Source organism: Bacillus sp. 05T22 (assembly GCF_056396765.1).
In genome coordinates, this window is sequence record NZ_JBFTMC010000097.1 from 1 (window position 1) to 23682 (window position 23682).

Consider the following 23682-nt stretch of genomic DNA (forward strand, 5'->3'; position numbering starts at 1 on the left):
TTCTCTTTCTTCTTCATATTTTTTACAGTAAGCTTTCTCTTTCTTCTTCATATTTTTTACAGTAAGCTTTTTTGCTATAATTATTTACTTTTCTAATGATAAATATAAAACAAGCTGCCTTCCAATTGGGCCCATTCTTCTTTGACCTCTATCTTCAAATCCTACTTTTAAATACAGCTTTTGAGCAGTAATATTTTTTTCATTTACAGCTAGTACAATTTCATTTTTATTCGGAAAATAGGATGCTACAAAGTCATGTAATAAGGCTAATCCTTTTTTGGCATACCCTTTTCCTTGTTTCTCGTAATTGATAGAAAAGGCAACTAAAAGTAAAGCATTGGGATTATCTGTGTATTCCGCTACCCTCGTTCCTGATTGCAATGCGAAAATTCCTACTGGTGTATGATTCGCTAAAATAACAACAACATTTCGAGTTGTGTCTTTTTTAGCTTTTTCAAGCAAGTCACTTGGTTTTGCTGTAAATTGAATTTGTTCACTAGGTAAAATAAATGCGTCTATAATTTCTTTATATTTTTCATCATATGGAATAAGCTGAATATCTTCTGTTTGCAAATTCATTTTTATTTCCCCTTCTCTTCTAATTACTAACTTAAACCTTGTTGTGACTTAGAACGTACTTTTCCATCTAAAAAGGTAATCTCAGCAAAGGATTGTGGTGGATTTCCTTTCCAGGCAAAAGTTTGTTTATAGTTTGATGAATTTTCATTACCTTGATTTATAAGTAAATCCCCTTCAAATCCTATTAATTCTTTTACTTCGTTATATGTCATTCCTTCATTTATTTGTGAGAAAATATTCATATCAATTGTTTCTCTCTTCTTTTTTTCTATGACAGTTGAAGAAGTTGTTGTTTGTTTCTTTATTTCTTTCTTTTTATCACACGCTGTCATACCAAAAACCACACACAGACTAAGACTATAAACTATGAGTGCGCTTTTATTTTTCATCATTACAACTATCTCTGGTTTAAAAACGATACCCAAGCACATCTAAATGTAATATATCGCAGAGAAACCAGGATAAACCTCCTTCTTTGTTATGTTTTTTATTCATCATTTTCAGATGGTTTTATATAGTTTTATACACGGTGGATCTGTCGTAACTTCCTAATTTTTATTAAACCATATATCCCTTTTTGATAAACTGAATATGAATAATTAACAAAAACATCTCGCGCCATATAGCACGAGATGTTTTTGTTATCTTTTAAGATGATTATTTGATTGATCTTCTTGTTCTTTTCTTAATTCATTCTCTTCATCTTTTGGTAACTGTTTGTCGTTTTCTTTAATCGGATTCGTTTCTTTATTTTCAATCATATCATTTGGTACTTGTGGCATAACACGTCCAACAATTGCAGCAAGTTCATCAAGAATTCCTTCGCCAGCTTTTCCGTGCTTAATTTGATTCCCCATTCGCTTTAATCGTTCATACGTATCAACATCCGCTACAACAACTGCATTTGCACCATTTGGATCATGTTTTAAGCTTTCAGCGACAGAATACTTGATTGATTCTACACGAGTTCGATCCAGTTTTGCCTTTACATCAATGCCAACAACAGCATATTTTCCAATAACAACTGCGGTCGCATCTTTTACACCTGGTATACTAGAAGCTAAAGAAGCTAAATGATCTGCCACTTTTTCATTCGGTTTTGTTTTATCTTTTGTATAGCTAACATTTCGCATAGATACATTTTTTTGTTCTGGTTTTTCATGAGCATTCTCTTTTTTTCCTACACTACACCCTGTGATAGCAAAACAAATCATAAACATATATATAAGGATTTTCATCATTTTCACCACTTTATCATTGATGTTTAATCATAAATCTTTTCGACAGCCTGCATTTTTTTCACTTTTTCTTCTGTTCCATCATTGGCATTAATAAAAACTTGATATGTATCTTTTCCTAATGTACCAATAAATTCATAACATAGCACTTCCTTATGCACATCATTTACAACAATCGCTTGACGTTCTTCCATCACTTTTACATCTGGATTGATTTTCTTTCTTGCATCAGCAGCCGTTAATTTTGCAGTTGGAATGGTCCGCTTTTGATGAGATGCTAAATATTCTTTTGCTGAAAAACCAACAATTGATCCATCATCTAAAGCAATTTTCATTTGAATTGCTTCTGGATAAATACGAACATTATTTTCATTTACAACATACGTAAATACACCAATGTTATCATATTGTGAACTATCATAGAGCTCCATATTAGTAAACTTATGGTCCTTTAAGAAAGTTAACCCTTTACTTCCTGCGTCATTCAAACTAATTTTTTGTTCCTTAATTTCACGGTTATTCATTACCCAGATTGGATATCCACCCTTTTCGGTAATATCCATATAAAATTCATTCTTTGTTTCAGAATCTTGAATTTTCACACTATAAAAAGATTCTTTAGCACCTTTTCCACTTTTCTCAACTTCTACTTTTTCATTACCTTTTAAATTTAAAAACGATTTTGCGATTTTTGCCGCTTCATCTTTTGAAATCGCTTTACCTTTTGCCTCAAAGCCGCMTTTTTTCGCCTTTTGCATGCTTGTAAAAGTCGGTCCAAAATTCGTTGAAGCATATGATGTTACATTTTTTTCAACTGTTTTAAGTCCATCAATGATTGTGTTATCCGCTGGATCTTCATTTGACGCAAGTGCAAGTTCTACATCCATCCAACGTAAATTATTTTTTAAAACAAGATGTTGCACTTTCCGAAGTTCATCTTGAATATCAGCTGCATTAGAATATAAATTTTGCAATGCTTTATATTCTTGATTATTTAAAGGTTCTTTCTCTAAATCACGAATTGCAGTGCGATAACTAAAATCACCAATATTCGCTAAAAATTCCTCGGTTTTATTAAACGGCATTAATGTTAAAGGTAATTGTCCTACATCAGAACGAGCTTCCGATGTTAAACGCCACACATCCGCTAATGCCGGTGATAAAGATGTACGTGAATTCATTGCCAGTGTTGTTCCGATTTTATCGTGTAATAAATCAACCTCATACGCTAAATCATGAAACGCACGCTGATAGCTGTTTTCTGCTCGAATTAACACCGCATTTTTTTCTTGGTGTTCTTTATAACCCCAATACCCTGTTCCAACTACGCCGATTGTTAACAATACAATTACGATACCTCTTAACATTTCTTCACCTCCGCTCTATTTACAGAAAATATGTTTGCCGATTTTTTTAATTTGTGGTCGACTCCAAATCCATTTACTCGTGGCAGTATCTGGATTGAAATAATACAGTGCATTTCCAGTAGGATCCCAACCATTAATAGCATCTAATACAGCTTTTTTCGCCGTTTCATTTGGCGTTAAATAAATTTGTCCATCAGCAACTGCTGTAAATGCACGTGGTTCAAAAATCACTCCAGATACTGTATTCGGGAATGATGCACTTGTCACACGATTCAAAATAACTGCCGCAACTGCAACTTGCCCTAAATATGGTTCACCACGGGATTCACCATAAACTGCGTTCGCCATTAATTGAATATCATTTTGTGAATAACCATTTGGCACATTTGTACCTTTATTTTGGGCTGGCTTATTACTTTGTCCACCCGTGTTCCCTTTATTAGCAGTTGATTTCTCATACTTTGTCGCTTTTACAAGCATCTGCTTCGCCTTAGCCCCCGCTAAGCCATCTACAGGTAAACCGAACTTTTGTTGAAAATTCCTTAGTGCCCAATATGTACCCCAGCCAAATACACCATCTACTTTTCCCGTATAAAATCCGTTATATTTCAATCGGGACTGTAATTCAATAACATCCTCTCCAGAGGCACCTCTTTGAATTACTTGATTAGAAAAGGCTTGGACATTTCTCGTTTGCCCACTACTAACAAATACAGATATACCGATTAAGACAAACAAAATCAGTATTTTAAAAATAACTGTATGACGCATATGTTCCCTCCTTATTTGCAGTGATGATTTCATGGTTATGTTTTGTAAATAAAACGCTTTTATGTAAGGAAGACAAAAAAATCCAAACTTATATGATTTAGACTGCATGTACACAATAAGGAAAACGAATAAAAGGAGTTTATTATGAAGCGTATTTTTGCATGTTTCGTATTAGGAATTGTATTTGTTACAACATATTGCAATACATATACTCATTCATCAGTTGTTCACGCACAACCACCATATGCAAAATGGGGTAACCTTGCGGTAGAAAAAACGAAAGAAAACTATCCAAAAGCGCAAATTATTGATTACCTTCATATTGGAAGAAAACCGAAGACAGTAAATATAACAACTGAAAAATTTAAATTATGGCTGCGTGAAGATGGAAAGGAGTATGGTGTTTTTGTTGATGTAGAGTTTGATACAAGAACGGAGAAGTTTTTGAAAATTACATTTCAAAAAAGCAGTAGATAATGTTCAATTAACCAAGATTTTACAAGATTTTACAAGCTTTTACAGGATTTTATTTCCCCACCTATCTTCTGTTGTTTCTTTGATTCTTGACATTAGAATCTTATTGTCAGCGAATAGCGGGATTAAAAAAGAGGAAATCATCTCGATTCCCTCTTTTTTATTACTATTTAACTTTCACTTCTTGCTTAACTATACGCTCCTTCTATTTATGTATGATTAACGTTCTCTTGTAAATGATTTATAAATAATTTTAATGGTACTAACCCACGCTTTGGCATTTGACTACTCACTACTGCCACAAGTTCTAACTGTGGAACAATGATAATATATTGCCCACCATATCCCATTGCAAAGTACATACAATACGGTATGTGAAATCTTTCATTGTCTAATACCCACCAGTGATAACCATATGCTCCAACATGCTCATATGTTAAAAAAACAGCCTTACTCGATTGTTCAATCCAACTTGAGGATACAATCTTTTCTCCACTCCAGAATCCATTTTGCAAATATAATAGTCCTAGTTTTAATAAATCATCGGCCTTCATTTTCATACCAAACCCACCGACATGAATTCCTTGTGGATCTTGTTGCCACTCATATTCGGTAATTTGTAAAGGATTAAATAAATATTCCTTTGCAAACTGCTCCGTTGTTTTTCCAGTAGCAACTTGTAGTATATAACTTAACAGATGTGAAGAGCCTGAATTATAATTCATTTTTGCCCCTATCTCTTCCATTAACGGCTTCTGCAAAATATAATTTATCCAATTATCTGATTCCACGAAATCATTTGGAAATACAACTCCATTTCCAAATTCCTTCCACTCTTCACCAGTTGTCATTGTTAACAAGTGATAAATGGTTAATTCCTTCTTTGCTTTCGGTACATTGGGAATCCATTTTGCTATAGGTGTATGTATATCATTTATATAGCCTTTATCTATTGCTATACCGAGTAAAATCGATACGATACTTTTAGTGATAGAATTAATTTTATATAAATTGTGTGCGCATTCTTTTGTTTTATAATATTTTGTTGTTAACTCACCTTGTTGATATACGAGAAATGCATTCACTTTCTTTTTCATAAATTGATTTTCCAACTTGTAAAAATCCAATATGTATTCCTCCAAATGTATACTGTTCTTGTCTGTTTTTACTATTCTACTCAAATCAAATAAATATTTCTATTTCTATGTACTTTCTAAAAAAATATCCAATTTCACGTGTGGCAAACATATACTATAGATATAAGACATGGTCACTCATACTAAGTAGTTCCGTTTTCGTGGAAAAACACTTAATAACATACGAATTAGCATATCAATTAACATACGAATTGGTATGCTTTTTTCGTTGATGTAACAATATTTTCAAGGAAAACAAGTAAAAAATAACATAAAAAATAGCATACCAAATAACAGCGTGACAATAGTCATTGTCATTGTTTGAATTATGGTGTTAATTTTATTGTTACATGCTATGTTATTTCTAAACTCTTTTGAAAAAAAAGAGAAAGGTTATTGTAAATTTATGTTAAAATATATATAAAGATTGTGAGAATTTGTACTTAAACTGATGAGTCAGATTAGTTGAATAGGGATTGGTTAAGTTATTCTGTCTTTATGTTAAACTTTAGAAGTTATTCAGCAACGGTAAAAAGGGAGAGAAAGTAATGTTACAATCACTGATTTTTGATATGGATGGAACTCTATTTCAAACAGAAAAAATTCTAGAATTATCACTTGATGATACTTTTAACCATTTACGGTCACTAAATTTATGGGATACAGTAACCCCCATTGATAAATACCGTGAAATTATGGGGGTACCTTTACCAAAAGTTTGGGAAGCTTTGTTACCTAATCATTCCCATGAAGTAAGAGAACAAACGGATGCTTATTTTCTGGAAAGATTAGTTGAAAACATAAAAAGTGGGAAAGGTGCTTTATATCCTAATGTAAAGGAAGTTTTCCGTTATTTAAAAGAAAATAATTGTTCAATTTACATAGCGAGTAATGGTTTAACGGAATATTTACAAGCAATTGTGAGTTATTATAATTTGGATAATTGGGTTACTGAAACATTTAGTATTCAACAAATACAAACGCTCGATAAAGGAGATTTAGTTAAAACAATTATAAAAAAATATGACATAAAAAAGGCAGCGGTAGTTGGAGACCGTCTATCTGATATAAATGCAGCTAAAGATAATGGTTTACTTGCAATTGGATGTAATTTTGATTTTGCACAAGAAGATGAACTTGCTCAGGCTGATTTGGTAATAAATGACTTAATGGAGTTAAAAACAATATTGCCTGAAATGAAAATAGTTTACTAAACTAACGGGTGCTTTAACTGAATAAGCGAAATAATAAATCAACGCTCAGAATGATATATGTCTGGGCGTTGATTTATAATGTGAATTACCGTGTTATTAGATATCTTTTTTACACATAATTACAAAGAAAAAAAGTACACCACACTTCAATAAGTGATGTACTAGCAATTATATAATCTTTACTTTATAACTTCGTCCGCACATTCCAAAGTTCTGGGAAAAAGCGTTGATCAAGAACACGTTTTAAATAAGAAACACCAGATGATCCACCTGTTCCCATTTTATGTCCAATAATACGTTCTACTGTTTTCATATGGCGGAATCGCCACTGCTGAAGCCAATCTTCAATATCGATTAACTTTTCTGCAAGTTGATATAAATCCCAATATTTCTTCACATCACCATATACCTCTAACCATGCTGCTTCAACTGTCGCATCTTCTTCATAAGGCTGTGTAATATCACGATTTAAAACATTTGGATTGATTGGGAACCCTTCTTTTACAAGTGCCTGAATTGCAACATCATAAAGACTTGGCGAATGAAGCGCTTTATGCAAGCGAGCATGTAACTCTGGATCTTTTTCATAAATTTTTAATGCATGGGGTGTTTTATAACCAAGCGCATACTCAATCATACGGTATTGATAGGACTGAAATCCCGATGCTTGACCGAGAGAATCACGAAATTCAATATATTCAGATGGTGTAAGCGTTGCAAGAATATCCCAAGATTGAATAATTTGCGATTGAATTTTTGAAACGCGCGCAAGCATTTTAAAAGCTGGAGCCAGCCTATCATTTTGAATAGATTCAATCGCTGCGTTAAGTTCATGTAAAATGAGTTTCATCCACAGTTCACTTGCTTGGTGAATAATAATAAACAACATTTCATCATGATGATCAGATAACCTTTTTTGACTTCCTAGCAAACTATCTAATTGTAAGTACTCTCCGTATGTCATATTTTCTTTAAAATCCGTATGAATTCCCTTTTCCATAATTACTTTTTCATTTTCTTTCATAAAAATGAACACCCCTTCTATGCATCATCTGCTTGCTCTTATAGTGGTCTTATTACAGCTCGAACTGGACTCCCATCCGCATCTGTCAATGCAAGTGGCAGGGCAATCAGTTCATAATCTCCGTCTTGTACATGGTCTAATACAACATTTTCTAAAATATGAATACCATATTTAAATAATTGGTGATGCGCCGCTAATTCTTTATCATCTAGCGGATCTACAGAAGGTACATCTACCCCAATTAATCGAATGCCTTTTTCCGAAAGAAATGGTGCAATATCAGCACGTAAATACGGAATTACTTGCGGGAATTCCTGTGCATTCCCATGCGAAGAAGTCCGAAGTAATAACCTCCCTACCCCATCTAAAGGGAATTTTTCTAATTCTTTTGCGCCAATACTTTCGATACCTGATACATCTATAATTCGAGCTTTACCAACATAGACGTTAACATCTAAATCTAGTACCTTTTTTCCGTTATTATCAAAATGAAATGGCGCATCAATATGCGTACCCGTATGAATACTCATCGTTAATTTTCCAACATTAACAGATCCGCTTTGTTCTTTTGCCCATGATACTTCGTATGAAAATGGCGTATCTCCTRGCCATGTCGCAATATCATTATTTAATGGTTGTGAAATATCAATCCAATCAGATTCCTTCATCGCTTATGCCACAACCTCTCGCTTATTTTCAAACTTTTTATATTCTTCATCTTTCATGATTTTCTTCAAGATTTGCACAGATTTCCACACTTCTGCGTACGTGTTATATAAAGCAACTGGCGCAAGACGAACTCCATTTGGTGCACTGAAATCAGGAATAACTTCATTTGCTTTTAAMGCTTTACARATACGTGCMGCYTCWGSATGYTCTAAATAWATATGCCCTCCGCGTTTTTCATCYTCTAATGGATTCCCAATTGTAAATCCCATCCCCTTCAATTCATGGTTGATTAAATTTAGCATATAGCGAGTAATATGTAATGATTTTTCTCGCAATCTTTCAATGCCAGCCTCTTTGAAAATCTCAAGGGAGCCAATTAATGGCGCTGTACTTAACACGTGAGGTGTCCCAATTTGATATGCCCCGGCATGCTCAGCTGCTGTTAATGTATGTTCCATATCAAATTGCTTATCTTTTCTTGAACTAAACCAACCAGAAAGCCCTGGAAGACGATTGAAATGTTTTTTGTTTACATATAATCCAGCAACACCACCAGGTCCTGCATTTAAATATTTATAATTACACCATACTGCGAAATCAACACCCCACCCTTTAAAATCATGCGGAATTGAACCGATAGAATGGCATAAATCAAAACCAATATAGATACCACGCTTGTGCGCTTCAGCTGTTAATCGCTTCATATCAAGAATTTGTCCACTTCGATATAGCACTGCCGGCAATAAAATTAACGCAATATCATCAGTCATCGCATCAATAATATCTTCCTCTTGCAGCGTTCTACCATCCCGACTCTTCACTCGTACAAGATGTTCATCTGGATCTAGTCCTTTTAAACGAATTTGACTTTGCAGGGCATAAATATCCGATGGAAACGTTAATTCATCCGCAAGAATCTTTGTACGAATTCCTTTCGGTTCATAAAATGTTGCAATAACTTGATGAATGTTGGTTGTCGTAGAACCGGTTACAATTACTTCTTCAGATAAAGCACCAACAAGTGGAGCTGTTAACTCACCTAATCGTTCTGAAAGAAAAAACCAAGGATGTTCCCCTTCTGTCCATCCATCAATACCATACTCTTTCCATGAATTTAGCATAGTAAGTAAAGACTTTTCTGCTCTTTTCGAAAGTAATCCCAGTGAATTACCATCTAAATATATTGTATCTGCTTTCTTATAAAATTCTTTTTGAAATTCGGCAAGTTCATCACGCTTATCACACTTAATCGCATACTCATAAGATGGTTCAAATGGATCTTGATACATTCTTTCACCTTCTCTTAATTTTCTTTTTATTCTAACTAGTTGAAATATAACACTATAACTGACATGACGTCAATGATATTATGTCAGTTGACTTTTTGCATTCGCTTCTACTAGAATAAAGTTATATTTTCAGATATTTCAGTATAAAGAGGTGTTATTTTTGGAAAAAGATTTTCTTTCATCAAGACAACAACGATCAGTAGAAACGAGAAATAAATTATTAAAATCCGCCCACAATGTTTTTTTAGAAAACGGATTTCACAAAACAACAATCTCTCAAATTATTAAACACGCTGAAACTGGTTATGGTACGGCATATGTTTATTTTAAAAATAAAGACGATCTCCTCATTGTCCTTATGGAAGATGTTATGAATCGTTTTTACAAAATCGCTGAACGTTCCTTTTTTCCTAAAACAAAAAAAGAAGCCCACAGTATGATTGAGAATCAAGTGCGAGCTTTTTTACAACTAACTGAAGAAGAAAGAAATATATTACAAGTCGTTGAAGAGGCTATCGGTGCGTCAAAAGAAGTTCGACAAAAGTGGAATGACATTCGAGAACGTTTTATGAATCGAATTATGCAAGATATCACCTATTCTCAAGAAAATGGATTAGCACGAAATGAGTTAAACAAAGCAATTGTGGCACGTGGTTGGTTTTATATGAATGAGATGTTTCTGTGGGAGATTGTCCGAAATGAGATCGATGTAAATCTAGAGGAGGTTGTTTGTACATTAACAGAGCTGTATACGGCAGGCTTATATAAAAATGAATAGCACACTCTCGTCTCTATGAAGAAAGTGTGCTATTTAATCGTTTATAGAAATATTTCTTCTGGATATGGTAATGCTAGCTTTGGTCTTTCCTGTGATGAAAAGTATTGAAGTTTTAACGATTCTCCATCTATCGCTCTCAACTCTCCTCCAACTCCCTCACATTCAAACACAACAACGATATATTCCACTTGATCTCCATTTGAATATGTATGACGGAAGTCTTTCCCTCCAAAAATCCCTTTTATTTCTTTCACTTGTACTCGTAAACCTGTTTCTTCCCACACTTCGCGAACAATAGCATCTTCTGGCGTTTCACCAGGTTCAATTGCCCCGGCAGGAAGACTCCAATACTCCCCACCAGGATATTGGAACAAGATCTCTCCTAACTCATTTTTAATGATTGCGGCGACACTTGGCATGAAAATGAGACCAGAACCTACTTTTTCACGGATTTTTTTGTAGTATGTAGAAATAGACATGTTCATTCTCCTTATATATTATATTTCCTGTGTGGTTATATTATTGCAATCTACTCACAATCCCCAAAATAAACTTATACTCATTTCGCCTCTTTTTTACTCTCTTAAATCCTTCTTTAGAATCAAAAATCAAACAAGTTTTTCTAAACCAAACTCGTAAATAGCATGATTCAAAATAAATAGGTTTCACAACTCCTTTTTGCTCAAACTCTGTTCCATCTTCTCGTTCTATTTCTGTTCGAACCAACCATTTATTTCCGATTCCGGCTTCTATGTACTTCACTTACAACTCCCCTTATATGAAATACTTGCATCTCCCTTAGGAAATGTTGTTCTAAGCATTCTACTATTTCCCTGGTAAGCGCATGATTTGACAGATTCCCCTTTATTTCTCCCTTACTAAAGTTAGAGAAGGGAAAAAGTTTTATAATGCCGAATAACTCAAAAATAAGTAAATATTTTCTTTAGAGAGGTATATATGTTATGAATAATCAATTTACTACTTTATTGAGTGAAATGACTTTTTTAGAAAGACAATTTAAATTTCGGAATCCAGATGCTGTTCTCTATCATCCTGGACATTACACTGAATTAAATGAACAAATTATCACATTATTTCACGAGGAAAGCTTTAAAACCATTATGATTCCCAGTGTACATAATACATTTTTAAATGCAAATGAGTTTACCTTTCATAAAGAACTCCTAGTTCAATCAGGAATTCCTGAAGAACTCGTTATTCCAATAACAGGAGAAGCTAATACCGCTAATGATGTTATAAAAAACGCAATGCTTCTTCTATCAAAAACAACAGAAAACAAAAATATTTTATTAGCAGGTAAGACCTTTTTTATGAAAAGATTCTTGCTTATAGCGACTGCGTTTGCTACGAATGACATGACTATCGATGTTCTTCCATTACAAGATCATAGAAATCTTACGAAAGATACATGGTACTTAACGGATACCGGTAAAAAAAGGGTGTTGAATGAATATCATATGATTTCCCAATTCCTTAAACAAAATTACCTTTAAATTGTATAGGAGGAGTATTACTGCCCGTAAAAGCCCGAATGGTCGGGCTAATAATCAGTGGGGGGATGAAAAAAACCACACTGATTAAAGTTTCACTTTATCATGTTAATCATTTTAAACTAATTTCCCTTCTCTATAGAAATTATTTCATTCTACTATTTCCCCGGTAAGCGCATATTCCGACAGAACATGTATCTACATACAAAAGAAGTAGATTTTCCGAAATCTACTTCTTTACAACTGGAACCGTTGCATTCGTTTATAAAACGTACTGCTTGGGACATTAAATAACTTTGCCACAAGTGATACATTTCCCTATCATCCTATCATTATTATATGCAGGTACCTCCATCTGACCTCTAAATCCGTACTGCAATAAATCATCTCCCGTTTCTTCATTGTTGGAGATTCATTTTTAAGAGCTCGTGCGAGGAAATATAATTTTATTATAAAACTCCATAAAAGCGTTTCCAATAAAATCAGGAAGATGATACAAACATGTTAACAATTCGAATATTTTAATGAACACTTTTATATTTTCTATATATCACTAAATTTTGCGCAATAGAACTCACTGCAATAAAAACCCATAACCATTTCATCGGATGATGATTCAAAAAGAATATGATACTTCCAATAATCAAAAATACAGATGATAGCATACTAATAAATAATTTCGTTCTTAATTGCAAGCTTCTCTCCCTCCTACTTTATTATTAAGTTTTTGAACGCATAGAAATCTTTATATATAATTTTATAAAGCATTATCCATTAAATCTTCCCATAATAATAGTGTTATAGTATTTATCATCCGCAAGTCTTTTATCATTTTTTAATATTCCTTCTATTTCAAAACCAAGTCTTTCATACAATTTAATGGCTTTACCGTTCGTTTCTAAAACATTCAAAGTCATTTTTTTAATACCATTAGCGTCAGCCCAAGACATAGACTCTTTTAAAAGATTTTTCCCAATCCCATATCCCCAAAACTCTTTTAATACGCATACTCCAAATTCTACTTTATGAGTGAATCTCTTTAAATACACTCCCTCACATCTTGAAAATCCAACAATTCGATTATTGACTTCCGCAACCAAAAATAAGTTTCTTGGCTTGTCAGTATCATCTTTTATAATATGTTCAAATCCTGATGTGCCTATAAATGCTTCACCTTTTTCTCTGTCTAAATTTTCAGTCTCTCCATCAATCTGTAATCTTAACTCAGATAATTCTTTTGCATCTTTATCCATTGCAGATCTAATAGTATAAATTATCCCATTTACATCAAACTCTTGTTTGTTAATAATCATAATATACTCCTTTTATATTAAATTGATTTAGAAAAATAAAACAGGTAACGACCTTAGTAATTTACTGCAATTCTACCAAATAACCTCCACCGATTTGTTCCGTAAGATATTGTCCTAAATGGTAAATCTCGACAATCTTAGTTTATCATAGGTTCCATCAGTTAAGAATAAGTAGCTATCTGTAACCATCTTTCTCTTAACGATAACAGTAGTAGCTATTACCTCTATCTAAAAAAATGTTTTATTGCTTCAAGCTGAATTTTATGATTACATTCGTCACAGCAATATTTCCCTTTCTGATTTTTCTTAAATTGCTTATATTTTTCAGTTCCTTCATATACCCGAAATACATTTTTACAACAAAAACAAATAACCTCATAAAATATCATGTACTTTCCCCTCCTTAGGGTGATACGTTACTTTTGAATTGCCCGCTCAAAGATCGTGATAAGTTCTTTAGTGCAATCTTTAACGTTAAGATCGGAATTTCTCATTAGCTCCAGGTTAAACCCGTCGATGGCATGCCTGATTGTTAACGCCATCACCCTTAAGGACAGTGCGGAAAACTCTCGAAACACTTCTTCTTGCATGCCTAAACGTAGAAAATTTTCAATGGGAAGAAAAATAGTTTCATCATGGTCTGCTGCAAACCGAAGTTTCCCTTCATCTGTTCTTTCATTCGAAACAATTTCTATAACAGCGAATACATGCTTTCGATTTTCATCTATAAATTTCAGATTGGATTCAATATACGTTTGAAGCACTCCTTTTGGGGACGTTTGAGTTCCAATTTGCGGACAAATAAAGGACTGGCAAGCTATATAGTAATCAATAACAAATGTATATAAAGAAACAATATCTACGCTTGACGATGTGATGTAAGAGAATAATAGATTTTCTACACGTAAATCGTTATGATGTAAGAAAAAAGAAAGTGAGCGGAAAATGAGTAAAATCGCGATTATTACAGGTGCATCCAGTGGATTTGGACTTTTAACTACCATTGAGCTTGCAAAAAAAGAATATTTCGTCATCGCTACAATGCRTAATCTTAATAAACAAATGGAATTATTATCTCAAGCTACTGCATTACACTTACAGAAAAATATCAAAATTCATCAACTAGATGTAACAGATCAAAAATCTATACATAAATTTCAATTATTTTTAAAAGAATTAAATCGAATTGACCTTCTCGTCAATAACGCAGGATATGCAAGCGGTGGATTTATAGAGGAAATTTCGGTAGGAGAATATCGTAGACAATTTGAGACAAATGTATTTGGAGCAATATCAATAACTCAAATTGTATTACCTTATATGCGAAAACAAAAAAGCGGAAAAATCATTAACGTGAGCAGTATTAGTGGTCAAGTTGGATTCCCAGGGTTATCTCCATATGTTTCTTCAAAATACGCATTAGAAGGTTGGAGCGAATCTCTTCGTCTAGAAGTAAAGCCATTCGGTATAGATGTTTCATTAGTCGAGCCAGGTTCTTATAATACAAATATTTGGGAAGTCGGAAAAGAGCTTGCAGAAAATTATTCAGAAGCTACCTCTCCCTATAAAGAGTATATGGATAAAATACAAGATCATATTAATAATGGTAATGATACATTTGGTAATCCAATAGATGTCGCTCAAAAGATTGTAGCGATTGCTGAATCAAAAAATACAACGCTGCGATACCCGATTGGAAAAGGTGTGAAATTGATGATGGTTGCTAAAAAAATTCTTCCATGGAGAGTATGGGAGTTTCTTGTTTTGAGAAGTTTTAAGAAGATGTAATATAAAAAGACTACTGATAAATAAGAGTCGTTATACACATTGAAATTGTGATAACAACTCTTATTATCTAGCTCTTTTAACCAACAGGTTGGAATAAATAAATCATTAAATTAAATGTAATCATTAAACAAAATACTCCCAATAGGGAAATTACATATTCTTTTGACTCTTTATCAAATTTCCATTCCATATATGCCCGAAAAAGCTGTTGCATACCTGAAAATACAAATAATATATATACAACCTTTATATACTCTGAGGTGTAAATACAAACAAAGCCAGCCACTAAATAGACTATTATTATAATTCGCTCTCCCCATTTATGAAAACTATTAACAGGTCGATAGATGAAACCATTTTTCCGTGTAATCTTTAACTTTTTTCTTAGCAAGTTCTCCAACAGAAAAAATAAGACAACAATTATTATTAAAAACAACAACTTCTCCAAAAGTATTTCCTCCATTCTTAAAAATACATTCAATAAAAACTATGTGTAATACATAGCTCATTTTTCTTTTTATAAGAAAACGTAACTTCTGAAGACATCGATTTTACATGTAATGGACTACGCATCTTCATTCAATCTCATTTGTACATATTCTTGTATATTAGGGATATCTTTCGGATTATCCAACACTGTTTTTACCCAACAATCTCTTTCAAAACTTAATACTTTTATATCCCAACAACATGCAATTAATCCATGATGTGTAACATATTCAAACCTATTTGGCGTTTCATGCGAAGAAACATAAACATGGTGATTCAATTCGTTTTCATTTCCTCACCCCTTATTTTACTGATTGGAAGATCGCATTTTCTCTGGCTGATCACTTGGATATGTGGAATAAACACGATTTTCATAATCCCAACTAATCATTGTCGCACTATCTCGTCCAAGCTGATGATGAACATGCTTAAGTACATTTTGAACACATTTTGTTAATTCTTGCTCATTTTCATACATATCTTGATATAAATAAAGCGGGTTTTCATAACGACGTTCTCCACATTCTAGTACACCATCTGTTACCATTAGGATTCTATTTTTTCCTGTGCGTAACTCCCGAATACCCGATGAATAGCAAGGAACTGGTAAAGAAAATGTATTCACATGCCCAATCCATTCGTAAAAATGACGTTGATTCAGCATATACTGCCCTAATTTATGTAACTCCTCATGAAATAAATAAACAAGGCAATCCCCTATAGAAAACCACCAAATATAATTTTCTTTTCGTACACAAATTAAGCAAGCTGTTTCACCTTTCACTTGCTGACACGCCTGTTTGAATGAATTTGATTGAAAAAGTGCAAGTAAATGATTTTCAACAGATCGAAATACCGTTTCAACAGGCTCTTCTAATATATTGTGTATTACTTGTTGTATGCATACTCATTCACCATATATGTTCGTATTCTTTCACATAGTTTTTGTATTTGTTCTGCTTGTCCATATGGTGCACCTTCCCAATTTGCTACCTTAGTTGGTGACCAAAATTCCTTCGGTGTATTTGGATAACGTGGAATTATATGCATGTGCATATGATTTACTCCATTACCAGAAACGAAAGCATATATATGTTCCGCGCCCTCACATTCTTTTAACGCCCGGCCTACTCTACTTATAATTAACCCAAAAGTTTTCGCCTCTTCTTCCGTTAGCTCTGCCAGTCCAGGCGTATGCCTCTTTATATCAATCATTATATATCCAAGATACGTCTTATCCTCTTCCCAATGAACATGCCCTACATATACGAGGTCATCTTCATAGATTGCCCCGCCTGGCACCTTAATTTCTCCTTTATGTTTCTGGCATATAAAACAGCGTTCTTCAAAGTGGCTTTGTGTAGACATTTGCATCCCTCTATTCCTTAAATTTACCATTTATAATATCACAAAACGAATGATTAGTGAGATTTTTTAGAAATATCACAATTATATACCTTAATTATTTCGAATAGGAATGTAAATGTTATTTATCTCCTTATTTTTTAATGAGTCCCCTTTAAATATAGATGGGCATTTATTATAGAAGAAGCACTGTTTTATTAAAGGAGGAACAAAACATATGCACCCACATTGGAATTCTCATATAAACTATCCACCAAGCCCCTATCCAAACCACAATGTACGAACTACATCACCAAGCCCTCATGATTCTCATTACATGATGCAACGAATGACGAATCTTGAAAACCAACTGGCAAAATTAATTGCATTAATTGAAGAAAACAATCAATTAATCAAATCGATGGAACAACAACAAAATCAATTTTGCGCACCCACTGGAGGTTCGGTAATTGTTCGTATGTAATAAAGTGAAACTTTAATCAGAACAAAAAACACGCATCGTAATCAACATACTCACATACGAAGCGTGTTTTTTGTTCAACCCCTTTTTTTCCTATGAAATCCTTGCGTAATCCGATCTAATACAATCGCAATGACTACAATAGCTAGTCCAGCCTCAAACCCCATTCCAATGTTAACCTGTGTTACAGAACGATATACATCTACCCCAAGTCCTGGTGCACCTACAAGTGAAGCTGTAACAACCATCGATAAAGATAACATGATGCTTTGATTTACGCCGGCCATAATTGTTCCCGTTGCGAGAGGTAACTGAACTTTAAATAGCTTTTGCGATGTAGTTGAACCAAATGCATTTGCAGCTTCAATTAAATCTTCTGGTACTTGCCTAATCCCTAAATCAGTAAAACGAATCGTTGGTGGCATCGCAAAAATAACAGAAGCGATAATACCAGGAACAACACCTACTCCGAAGAATGTAATCGCTGGAATTAAGTATACAAATGCTGGCATTGTTTGCATAAAATCTAATGTTGGCCTCAATATTTTTGAAAACCGCTCATTTTGAGATGCTAAAATGCCGATTGGGATTCCAACAATGATGGAAATAATGACTGATGTAAGAACAAGCGCTAATGTTTGCATCGTTTGTCCCCAGTAGTTAATGTTTAGAATAAATAATAAGCCGATTAACGCAAATACCACTAAAGATATTTTCCTTGTTGTATACCAAACGAGAAAACATACGATTATGATCATTAAAAACGCTGGAATCAATGTTAAAAAATTAGTAAGCAAATCAACAAAACCACCAATGACGTATGAAAACCCTCTAAACAGTCCTTCAAAATGCGCATATAAACTCGTAACAAATGCATCGACCCATTCACCTAAAGGAATACGCGGAATACTATTCACCGTCATTCACCTCTTCCTCAATATTTCCTGCAAGGGCTTGAATGACACTTTCTCGTTTTATGATGCCTCTTAACCTTTTCTTTTCATCAATGACTGGTAATGGAAGCTTCATTTCCGCCATTTTCGCATACGTTTCTTCCAATAATGTATCTAAATATACGTGCGGAATATCCTTCAGCAGTAAATCTGCGATTGGCCATTGTTTTTGAACAGCTTTACTTGCATCATCAGCCGTTAAAATACCTAAAAATTCGTGTTTTTTATTTACAACATATACGGTAGATACCCCTGCATTTCTCATAATTTGCAGGGCCACTCGAGGGCCGCGGTCAATCAATAATGTTTCTGGTCTTTTTAAAATAGATTCAGCCGTAATCACTTTTCCTAAATTCACATCCGCAACGAATTTCTCTACGAATTCATTAGCTGGGCTTATCATAATTTCTTCTGGCGTTCCAATTTGCACAATTTCTCCGTCTTTCATTAATGCGATACGATCCCCAATTCGAAGTGCTTCATCTAAATCATGTGTAATAAAAATAATCGTTTTTTCCATCTTATCCTGCAGCTCTAACAATTCATCCTGCATTTCTTTTCGAATGAGTGGATCTAATGCGCTAAATGACTCGTCCATAAGTAGGACATCTGGGTCGTTTGTAAGAGCTCTTGCAATACCGACACGTTGCTGCATTCCGCCGCTTAGTTGCCCTGGATAATTATTTTTATGATGATCTAATCCAACTAATTTAAGTGATTCTAGAGCCTTCGCTTCTCTTTCTTCTACCGGAACCCCTTGTATTTCTAATCCATAGGCAACATTTTGCAAGACAGTACGATGTGGGAATAGCGCAAACTTTTGAAAAACCATACTCATTTTCGTTCTTCTGACTTTCCTAAGCGCCTCTTTCCCCATCGTTGCGATGTCTTCTCCATCTATGTATATATGACCTGATGTTGGTTTTATTAATTGGTTTAACATCCGAACTAGAGTCGACTTCCCACTTCCTGACAACCCCATAATTACAAATATTTCTCCTGTATATACTTCAAACGTTGCCTTTTTCACCCCAACGTTCATTCCTGTTTCTTTCAATATTTCTGATTTACTTTTTCCTTCTTTTAATAACGCAACTGCTCTTTGAGGATTTTTTCCAAATACTTTTATTACGTTTTCAACACGTACTTTTGTATTTTCCATACAACGACTCCTTTTCTGCCTATCTATTCACATAGTGTAACAATTTTAAACAGAAATATTACATAAAGAGGCCTTTTTTAAAATTCTTGTTTCCGTTCATAATAAGAAGGTTCACTTATAGATTTATTCATAAAAGCAACGCTATACAAAACGATAAAAAAATTTCTATTTATGAAACGGGAGGATTTAATGAAACGGAAAATTTGGCTTATAAGCATTTTGTTATTTATCAGTATGATTATTACCTCTTGTAATGCCACAAATGCAAATACAAAAGGAAAAATTAAACTTGGTGTAACAAGTTGGAAGGAAAATATTGCGGCTGCAAATATATGGAAAGTTTTATTAGAAGAAAAAGGCTATAAAGTTGAACTCATGTATTTAGAAAAAGCTGCCATTTGGACTGGTGTTGCTCGCGGCGATGTAGATGCAAACTTAGAAGTATGGCTCCCTGTTACTGATAAACCATTAAATGATCGGTATAAAAATGACATTGTTTTAAAATCGAAATGGTATGAGGGAACTGGACTTGGGTTAGTCGTTCCTTCTTATATGAAAGACATTAACAGTATCGAGGATTTAAATAACCATAAGGATGAATTGGGTAATAAGATTGTCGGAATTGAGCCTGGTAGTAGCCTTATGAATTTAACAGATAAAGCAATGAAAGAATATGATATAAAGCTAAAACTTGTCCAATCTTCAGAAGCGGCAATGATGAGTGAGCTAAAAAAGGCATATACGCAAAAGAAACCCATCGTTGTAACGCTTTGGAATCCACACTGGGGCTTTTCAGAATTTGATTTAAAATATTTAAAAGACCCTAAGAAAGTATATGGTGAAAAAGATGACATTTATTACTCTGTACGAAAAGGTTTTGAAAAAGATTACCCTGATATTGTAAAACATTTCGATAGATGGAAAATGAATGATGAACAGCTTGGTACATTAATGGTTATGTTAAATAAAACGAAGGATCCCGAAGAGGCTGCTCGAAAATGGATTAAAAAGAACCAAGCATTAGTAAATGAGTGGATAAACGATTAATTTATTACGCAAAAATAGGCCAAGGAACCCAATGTTCTCTGGCCTATTTTAAGTTATTTTTTTTCAATAACAGCATCGACAATACCATATATTTTCGCTTCTTCCGCAGTCATAAAGTAGTCTCTTTCTGTATCAAGAGCTATCTTTTCAATTGGCTGACCTGTTCGATCTGATATGATTTTGTTAATATCGTGTTTTAACTTTAATATTCGTTTCGCAGTTATTTCAATCTCCGTTGCTTGCCCTTTCGCTCCGCCAAGCGGCTGATGGATCATAATTTCACTATTTGGAAGCGCAAACCTTTTTCCTTTTGCTCCAGCGAGTAACAATAATGCTCCAAATGACGCTGCAAATCCCATACAAAGCGTTTGAACATCTGGTTTAATAAGGTTCATTGTATCCAATATCGCAAAACCTGCTGTAGTCGAACCACCTGGGCTATTAATATAAAGAAAAATATCTTTTTCCGCATCTTCTGCTTCTAAAAATAATAACTGTGCCACTACACTACTTGCAACTTGATCATTAATTTCTGATCCAATCATAACAATGCGATCTTTTAACAGTCTTGAATATATATCATAGGAGCGCTCTCCTAATTTTGTTTGTTCTACAACATACGGAATTGCATTCATCATAATCCCTCCATCTACTTTTTAAGCTGCGCATAGCATATAACCGTAAGAAGAAGGTGTTTTTGTATTGAATAATAACACAGGCTGCTTAGATGACAGATGTGTAAAGTCGATTGTTCGAAGAAGTTTTGTTAACAATTCTGGTTTTTGTTCACGAATAGCTGTTACAACTACTTCAACATCTTCCTCCTGTCCGGCTAATTCAATCTCCTCTTCTTCACTTACTGTTTTCAATTTATTTCTACTACGAAACAGTGAAGCCTTCACTGCACCTTCTGATATTGAACATACTTTCGCAATATCTGATAGACTATATTGAAAAACATCCTTTAATAAGAAAATGATGGATTGCTGTACATTTAATAAAGACAAAACTTTCTCCACCATCTCATGCAAATCAGCAATTTTTTCATGTGGTTCTTCAAATGTAATCTCCTGCTCTAATTTCTTCTTAGCTGATTTTGCTTTCATTTGATCGAGCCATTGATTTCGAGCAATTATATATAGAAGCGTAATACAAACATCTTTATGTTCTACACCTATATATTTTTGAAGTACTTTACAAACCGTTTCTTGGGCCAGGTCTTCCCCATCCCATTTGCTTTTTGTTAAAAACGTACAGTACCTTTTTAACTCCGCATAATTTTCAATGATAAAGTTTATATTTGAATGATTCATATCGATATGATTCTTTAACATTTGAGTTACTTTTGTGCACAAAATAACCACTCCTTTTCAGCGCTTACTTAATAAACGATTTTACCGATAAAAAAGTTACGGGTTTGATAAAAAAATTTATAACGTTTATGATTACGAAAGTGGGGTCATAAATATGTTATGTAGAATTTTACATGAGGAGGCAACAATATGCCAAAATTAACCGTTATTGGTAGTGGAACATTTGATGTAAAAGAAGGAACAAAGTTAGCACTAGCACTTGAAGATAATGGTATCCATATTCTTCACCGCTGCGGTGGAAAAGCGCGTTGTACCACTTGCCGTGTAGAAATCATGGCTGGAGATTTTTGTGAACCTACACATGTTGAGAAGAATGCGATTACTGAAAAAGGCATTGAAGATCATTTGCGATTATCATGTCAAATGCGTGTACATACTGACCTCACCGTTCGTCCCATATTAACAGTTGAAAATTCCGGATTAGATGCTGGGCCACGGCCTGCGGAATAACTTTGGGAGAATTATAATGAACTTAAAACGTTTAGCTGGTGAATATGCCGCTGATTTTATAAAAGATGGGATGAAAATCGGACTTGGCACTGGTTCCACTGTATATTGGACGATACAAAAATTAGGGCACCTAGTTAGCGAAGGTTTAACGATTCAAGCTGTACCAACATCAATCGAAACTGAGAAATTGGCAAAACAACTGTCTATCCCTTTAATCTCTTTAAGTGAAATAGATTCTCTTGACCTTACGATTGATGGTGCAGATGAGATTAACCCAGATTTACAGTTAATTAAAGGTGGAGGTGGTGCCCTTCTTCGGGAAAAGATAGTTGCTGTGTCTTCCCAAAAACTTATCATAATCGCTGATGAATCGAAACTTGTAACGAATTTAGGTATCTTTCCTCTTCCTATTGAAATCGTACCGTTCGCTTGGGAGCAAACTGCAAAACGAATTCAATCCTTTGGTTGCCAGACGATTTTACGTATCCAAAACAATCAACCATTTATAACAGATAACGGCAATATGATCTTAGATTGTGTTTTTCCAAACCAAATAACCAACCCAATTGAAACTCATCAGCAGTTAAAAATAGTAACTGGTGTGATTGAAACTGGTTTATTTATTAATATGGTAAATAAAGCGATTATTGCAACTGAAAAAGGAATAAAAGTATTATGACAAAACTAAAGGGCATGAGCCCTCGTACAATACCGAGCCCATGCCCTTTAGTTTTGACTAATGAAGTAACCTGTCTAACTTTTTTGAGATCACTTCACTAATAGCGACTTACTTAACTAATTTAGCTAATTCACATTGCAATCTATATTCTTCTAATTCCCAAATCTTATTTAGAATTCGTTCTTTACAGCATTCCATACCAATATCCATATCATAATCAGCAGGGTCAACACATGCACTGGATTCAGTTAAAATAAATCCATTTGGCAATTTCGCAACTACGACTGTACATTTGCCATGAAATTCTTCTACTGTCCATTGAGTTTTTTCTAAAATATTATCAATATCCTGTTGAGTTACCGTATTATCCATTATTCAACAACCTCCCAATCTTCTGCTAACATATCAGTTGGTAAAGCTAACCAAGGAGCAAAATTTTCTTGTACTGTTTTCATTGCAATATATGCAACATATGAGACATTATGTCCTCTATGCTTGTTTTATAAAGACCACGACACTAATACACCGTTGACCGTCTATATGAATTCCATTG

Annotated in this window: 32 protein-coding genes and 2 pseudogenes; 9 read left to right on the top strand and 25 right to left on the bottom strand. The window is 34.0% G+C overall.

Annotated features, from left to right (window positions below; genetic code table 11):
• Positions 1 to 84 precede the first annotated feature (84 nt).
• The 5 genes from AC1DIT_RS21820 to sleB form a co-directional block, all read right to left on the bottom strand.
• The gene (locus AC1DIT_RS21820; protein ID WP_016132854.1) at positions 85 to 579 is read right to left on the bottom strand and encodes a GNAT family N-acetyltransferase; all 495 of its coding nucleotides are present in this window, start codon (positions 577 to 579) and stop codon (positions 85 to 87) included.
• A 26-nt stretch (positions 580 to 605) separates the two neighbouring features.
• Positions 606 to 968: a hypothetical protein gene (locus AC1DIT_RS21825; RefSeq protein WP_033671213.1), complete on the bottom strand. Its 363-nt coding sequence runs from the start codon at positions 966 to 968 to the stop codon at positions 606 to 608.
• 252 nt (positions 969 to 1220) lie between these two features.
• The gene (locus tag AC1DIT_RS21830) at positions 1221 to 1817 is read right to left on the bottom strand and encodes a YhcN/YlaJ family sporulation lipoprotein (protein WP_033671184.1); all 597 of its coding nucleotides are present in this window, start codon (positions 1815 to 1817) and stop codon (positions 1221 to 1223) included.
• A 26-nt stretch (positions 1818 to 1843) separates the two neighbouring features.
• Positions 1844 to 3184: a germination protein YpeB gene (gene ypeB / locus AC1DIT_RS21835; RefSeq protein WP_476998398.1), complete on the bottom strand. Its 1341-nt coding sequence runs from the start codon at positions 3182 to 3184 to the stop codon at positions 1844 to 1846.
• Positions 3185 to 3199: 15 nt separating this feature from the next.
• Positions 3200 to 3955 carry a spore cortex-lytic enzyme gene (sleB, locus tag AC1DIT_RS21840; protein ID WP_016132858.1) on the bottom strand — a complete coding sequence of 252 codons (756 nt, stop codon included), beginning with the start codon at positions 3953 to 3955 and terminating at the stop codon, positions 3200 to 3202.
• 144 nt (positions 3956 to 4099) lie between these two features.
• Here sleB and AC1DIT_RS21845 point away from each other — a divergent pair, with 144 nt between their 5' ends.
• Entirely contained in the window at positions 4100 to 4432 is a 333-nt protein-coding gene (locus AC1DIT_RS21845; protein ID WP_016115057.1) for a DUF3889 domain-containing protein, read from the top strand.
• Positions 4433 to 4638: 206 nt separating this feature from the next.
• Here AC1DIT_RS21845 and AC1DIT_RS21850 read toward each other — a convergent pair whose 3' ends face one another.
• Positions 4639 to 5556 carry a serine hydrolase domain-containing protein gene (locus tag AC1DIT_RS21850; protein ID WP_016132859.1) on the bottom strand — a complete coding sequence of 306 codons (918 nt, stop codon included), beginning with the start codon at positions 5554 to 5556 and terminating at the stop codon, positions 4639 to 4641.
• 557 nt (positions 5557 to 6113) lie between these two features.
• On the opposite strand from AC1DIT_RS21850, the gene AC1DIT_RS21855 reads away from it, so the two are divergent.
• On the top strand, positions 6114 to 6779 hold the full coding sequence (locus tag AC1DIT_RS21855; protein WP_016115060.1) for an HAD family hydrolase: 666 nt from the start codon (positions 6114 to 6116) through the stop codon (positions 6777 to 6779).
• A gap of 184 nt (positions 6780 to 6963) precedes the next feature.
• Here AC1DIT_RS21855 and kynA read toward each other — a convergent pair whose 3' ends face one another.
• The 3 genes from kynA to kynU are packed head-to-tail and all read right to left on the bottom strand — an operon-like array spanning position 6964 to position 9761.
• Positions 6964 to 7803 (bottom strand): tryptophan 2,3-dioxygenase, encoded by an 840-nt coding sequence (kynA, locus tag AC1DIT_RS21860; RefSeq protein WP_016132860.1) that lies wholly within the window; start codon positions 7801 to 7803, stop codon positions 6964 to 6966.
• Between the two features lie 38 nt (positions 7804 to 7841).
• Positions 7842 to 8471, bottom strand: coding sequence for an arylformamidase (gene kynB, locus AC1DIT_RS21865; RefSeq protein ID WP_476998399.1), 630 nt, complete (start codon positions 8469 to 8471; stop codon positions 7842 to 7844).
• 3 nt (positions 8472 to 8474) lie between these two features.
• Positions 8475 to 9761, bottom strand: a complete 1287-nt coding sequence (gene kynU, locus AC1DIT_RS21870) for a kynureninase (protein WP_476998400.1) — start codon at positions 9759 to 9761, stop codon at positions 8475 to 8477.
• Positions 9762 to 9921: 160 nt separating this feature from the next.
• On the opposite strand from kynU, the gene AC1DIT_RS21875 reads away from it, so the two are divergent.
• Complete coding sequence (locus AC1DIT_RS21875) at positions 9922 to 10539, top strand: TetR/AcrR family transcriptional regulator (protein WP_016115064.1); 618 nt, start codon at positions 9922 to 9924, stop codon at positions 10537 to 10539.
• Positions 10540 to 10580: 41 nt separating this feature from the next.
• On the opposite strand, the gene AC1DIT_RS21880 is transcribed toward AC1DIT_RS21875, so the two are convergent.
• Complete coding sequence (locus tag AC1DIT_RS21880; RefSeq protein ID WP_016115065.1) at positions 10581 to 11018, bottom strand: NUDIX domain-containing protein; 438 nt, start codon at positions 11016 to 11018, stop codon at positions 10581 to 10583.
• A 40-nt stretch (positions 11019 to 11058) separates the two neighbouring features.
• On the bottom strand, positions 11059 to 11301 hold the full coding sequence (locus tag AC1DIT_RS21885) for a DUF3977 family protein (protein WP_016115066.1): 243 nt from the start codon (positions 11299 to 11301) through the stop codon (positions 11059 to 11061).
• Positions 11302 to 11501: 200 nt separating this feature from the next.
• Here AC1DIT_RS21885 and AC1DIT_RS21890 point away from each other — a divergent pair, with 200 nt between their 5' ends.
• Complete coding sequence (locus AC1DIT_RS21890; protein ID WP_016115067.1) at positions 11502 to 12053, top strand: hypothetical protein; 552 nt, start codon at positions 11502 to 11504, stop codon at positions 12051 to 12053.
• Between the two features lie 518 nt (positions 12054 to 12571).
• On the opposite strand, the gene AC1DIT_RS21895 is transcribed toward AC1DIT_RS21890, so the two are convergent.
• The 4 genes from AC1DIT_RS21895 to AC1DIT_RS21910 all read right to left on the bottom strand — a co-directional run bounded on the left by AC1DIT_RS21895 (position 12572) and on the right by AC1DIT_RS21910 (position 14367).
• Positions 12572 to 12745 (bottom strand): hypothetical protein, encoded by a 174-nt coding sequence (locus tag AC1DIT_RS21895; RefSeq protein WP_016115068.1) that lies wholly within the window; start codon positions 12743 to 12745, stop codon positions 12572 to 12574.
• A gap of 72 nt (positions 12746 to 12817) precedes the next feature.
• Positions 12818 to 13363 carry a GNAT family N-acetyltransferase gene (locus AC1DIT_RS21900; protein WP_016115069.1) on the bottom strand — a complete coding sequence of 182 codons (546 nt, stop codon included), beginning with the start codon at positions 13361 to 13363 and terminating at the stop codon, positions 12818 to 12820.
• A gap of 224 nt (positions 13364 to 13587) precedes the next feature.
• Positions 13588 to 13752, bottom strand: a complete 165-nt coding sequence (locus AC1DIT_RS21905) for a hypothetical protein (RefSeq protein WP_016115070.1) — start codon at positions 13750 to 13752, stop codon at positions 13588 to 13590.
• Between the two features lie 27 nt (positions 13753 to 13779).
• The gene (locus tag AC1DIT_RS21910; RefSeq protein WP_229161686.1) at positions 13780 to 14367 is read right to left on the bottom strand and encodes a TetR/AcrR family transcriptional regulator; all 588 of its coding nucleotides are present in this window, start codon (positions 14365 to 14367) and stop codon (positions 13780 to 13782) included.
• Between AC1DIT_RS21910 and AC1DIT_RS21915 the strand changes: the two genes are divergently transcribed.
• Complete coding sequence (locus AC1DIT_RS21915) at positions 14309 to 15151, top strand: SDR family oxidoreductase (RefSeq protein WP_476998401.1); 843 nt, start codon at positions 14309 to 14311, stop codon at positions 15149 to 15151. The two genes, AC1DIT_RS21910 and AC1DIT_RS21915, sit on opposite strands and share 59 nt — an antisense overlap.
• Before the next feature lie 76 nt (positions 15152 to 15227).
• Here AC1DIT_RS21915 and AC1DIT_RS21920 read toward each other — a convergent pair whose 3' ends face one another.
• The 4 genes and pseudogenes from AC1DIT_RS21920 to AC1DIT_RS21935 all read right to left on the bottom strand — a co-directional run bounded on the left by AC1DIT_RS21920 (position 15228) and on the right by AC1DIT_RS21935 (position 17008).
• Complete coding sequence (locus tag AC1DIT_RS21920; RefSeq protein ID WP_016115072.1) at positions 15228 to 15599, bottom strand: DUF4181 domain-containing protein; 372 nt, start codon at positions 15597 to 15599, stop codon at positions 15228 to 15230.
• Between the two features lie 117 nt (positions 15600 to 15716).
• Positions 15717 to 15920, bottom strand: coding sequence for a hypothetical protein (locus AC1DIT_RS21925; RefSeq protein ID WP_016115073.1), 204 nt, complete (start codon positions 15918 to 15920; stop codon positions 15717 to 15719).
• A gap of 27 nt (positions 15921 to 15947) precedes the next feature.
• Positions 15948 to 16529: pseudogene (locus tag AC1DIT_RS21930) on the bottom strand (PP2C family serine/threonine-protein phosphatase); the annotation flags it as partial.
• Positions 16529 to 17008: an HIT family protein gene (locus AC1DIT_RS21935; RefSeq protein ID WP_016115075.1), complete on the bottom strand. Its 480-nt coding sequence runs from the start codon at positions 17006 to 17008 to the stop codon at positions 16529 to 16531. The gene AC1DIT_RS21935 and the pseudogene AC1DIT_RS21930, both read right to left, overlap by 1 nt.
• A gap of 214 nt (positions 17009 to 17222) precedes the next feature.
• Between AC1DIT_RS21935 and AC1DIT_RS21940 the strand changes: the two genes are divergently transcribed.
• Positions 17223 to 17468, top strand: coding sequence for a hypothetical protein (locus AC1DIT_RS21940; RefSeq protein ID WP_016131476.1), 246 nt, complete (start codon positions 17223 to 17225; stop codon positions 17466 to 17468).
• Positions 17469 to 17542: 74 nt separating this feature from the next.
• On the opposite strand, the gene AC1DIT_RS21945 is transcribed toward AC1DIT_RS21940, so the two are convergent.
• Both AC1DIT_RS21945 and AC1DIT_RS21950 read right to left on the bottom strand, forming a co-directional pair.
• Positions 17543 to 18382, bottom strand: a complete 840-nt coding sequence (locus AC1DIT_RS21945; protein ID WP_033671216.1) for an ABC transporter permease — start codon at positions 18380 to 18382, stop codon at positions 17543 to 17545.
• The gene (locus tag AC1DIT_RS21950) at positions 18375 to 19580 is read right to left on the bottom strand and encodes a quaternary amine ABC transporter ATP-binding protein (protein WP_016115078.1); all 1206 of its coding nucleotides are present in this window, start codon (positions 19578 to 19580) and stop codon (positions 18375 to 18377) included. Before AC1DIT_RS21950 ends, AC1DIT_RS21945 begins: the two co-directional genes overlap by 8 nt.
• Before the next feature lie 189 nt (positions 19581 to 19769).
• On the opposite strand from AC1DIT_RS21950, the gene AC1DIT_RS21955 reads away from it, so the two are divergent.
• A complete protein-coding gene (locus AC1DIT_RS21955) occupies positions 19770 to 20627 on the top strand; it encodes a glycine betaine ABC transporter substrate-binding protein (RefSeq protein WP_016115079.1) in 858 nt (285 codons plus the stop codon).
• Positions 20628 to 20680: 53 nt separating this feature from the next.
• Here AC1DIT_RS21955 and clpP read toward each other — a convergent pair whose 3' ends face one another.
• Positions 20681 to 21262 (bottom strand): ATP-dependent Clp endopeptidase proteolytic subunit ClpP, encoded by a 582-nt coding sequence (gene clpP / locus AC1DIT_RS21960; protein WP_016115080.1) that lies wholly within the window; start codon positions 21260 to 21262, stop codon positions 20681 to 20683.
• A 21-nt stretch (positions 21263 to 21283) separates the two neighbouring features.
• A complete protein-coding gene (locus tag AC1DIT_RS21965; RefSeq protein WP_016115081.1) occupies positions 21284 to 21982 on the bottom strand; it encodes an RNA polymerase subunit sigma-70 in 699 nt (232 codons plus the stop codon).
• A 147-nt stretch (positions 21983 to 22129) separates the two neighbouring features.
• On the opposite strand from AC1DIT_RS21965, the gene AC1DIT_RS21970 reads away from it, so the two are divergent.
• Positions 22130 to 22450, top strand: a complete 321-nt coding sequence (locus AC1DIT_RS21970; RefSeq protein WP_016115082.1) for a 2Fe-2S iron-sulfur cluster-binding protein — start codon at positions 22130 to 22132, stop codon at positions 22448 to 22450.
• 16 nt (positions 22451 to 22466) lie between these two features.
• Positions 22467 to 23129: a ribose 5-phosphate isomerase A gene (rpiA, locus tag AC1DIT_RS21975; protein ID WP_016115083.1), complete on the top strand. Its 663-nt coding sequence runs from the start codon at positions 22467 to 22469 to the stop codon at positions 23127 to 23129.
• A 108-nt stretch (positions 23130 to 23237) separates the two neighbouring features.
• Here the strand turns inward: rpiA and AC1DIT_RS21980 are convergent, their stop codons facing one another.
• Positions 23238 to 23501, bottom strand: coding sequence for a Gp49 family protein (locus tag AC1DIT_RS21980; protein WP_016115084.1), 264 nt, complete (start codon positions 23499 to 23501; stop codon positions 23238 to 23240).
• Positions 23501 to 23611: pseudogene (locus tag AC1DIT_RS21985) on the bottom strand (Thoeris anti-defense Tad2 family protein); the annotation flags it as partial. The pseudogene AC1DIT_RS21985 and the gene AC1DIT_RS21980, both read right to left, overlap by 1 nt.
• Positions 23612 to 23682: the final 71 nt, after the last annotated feature.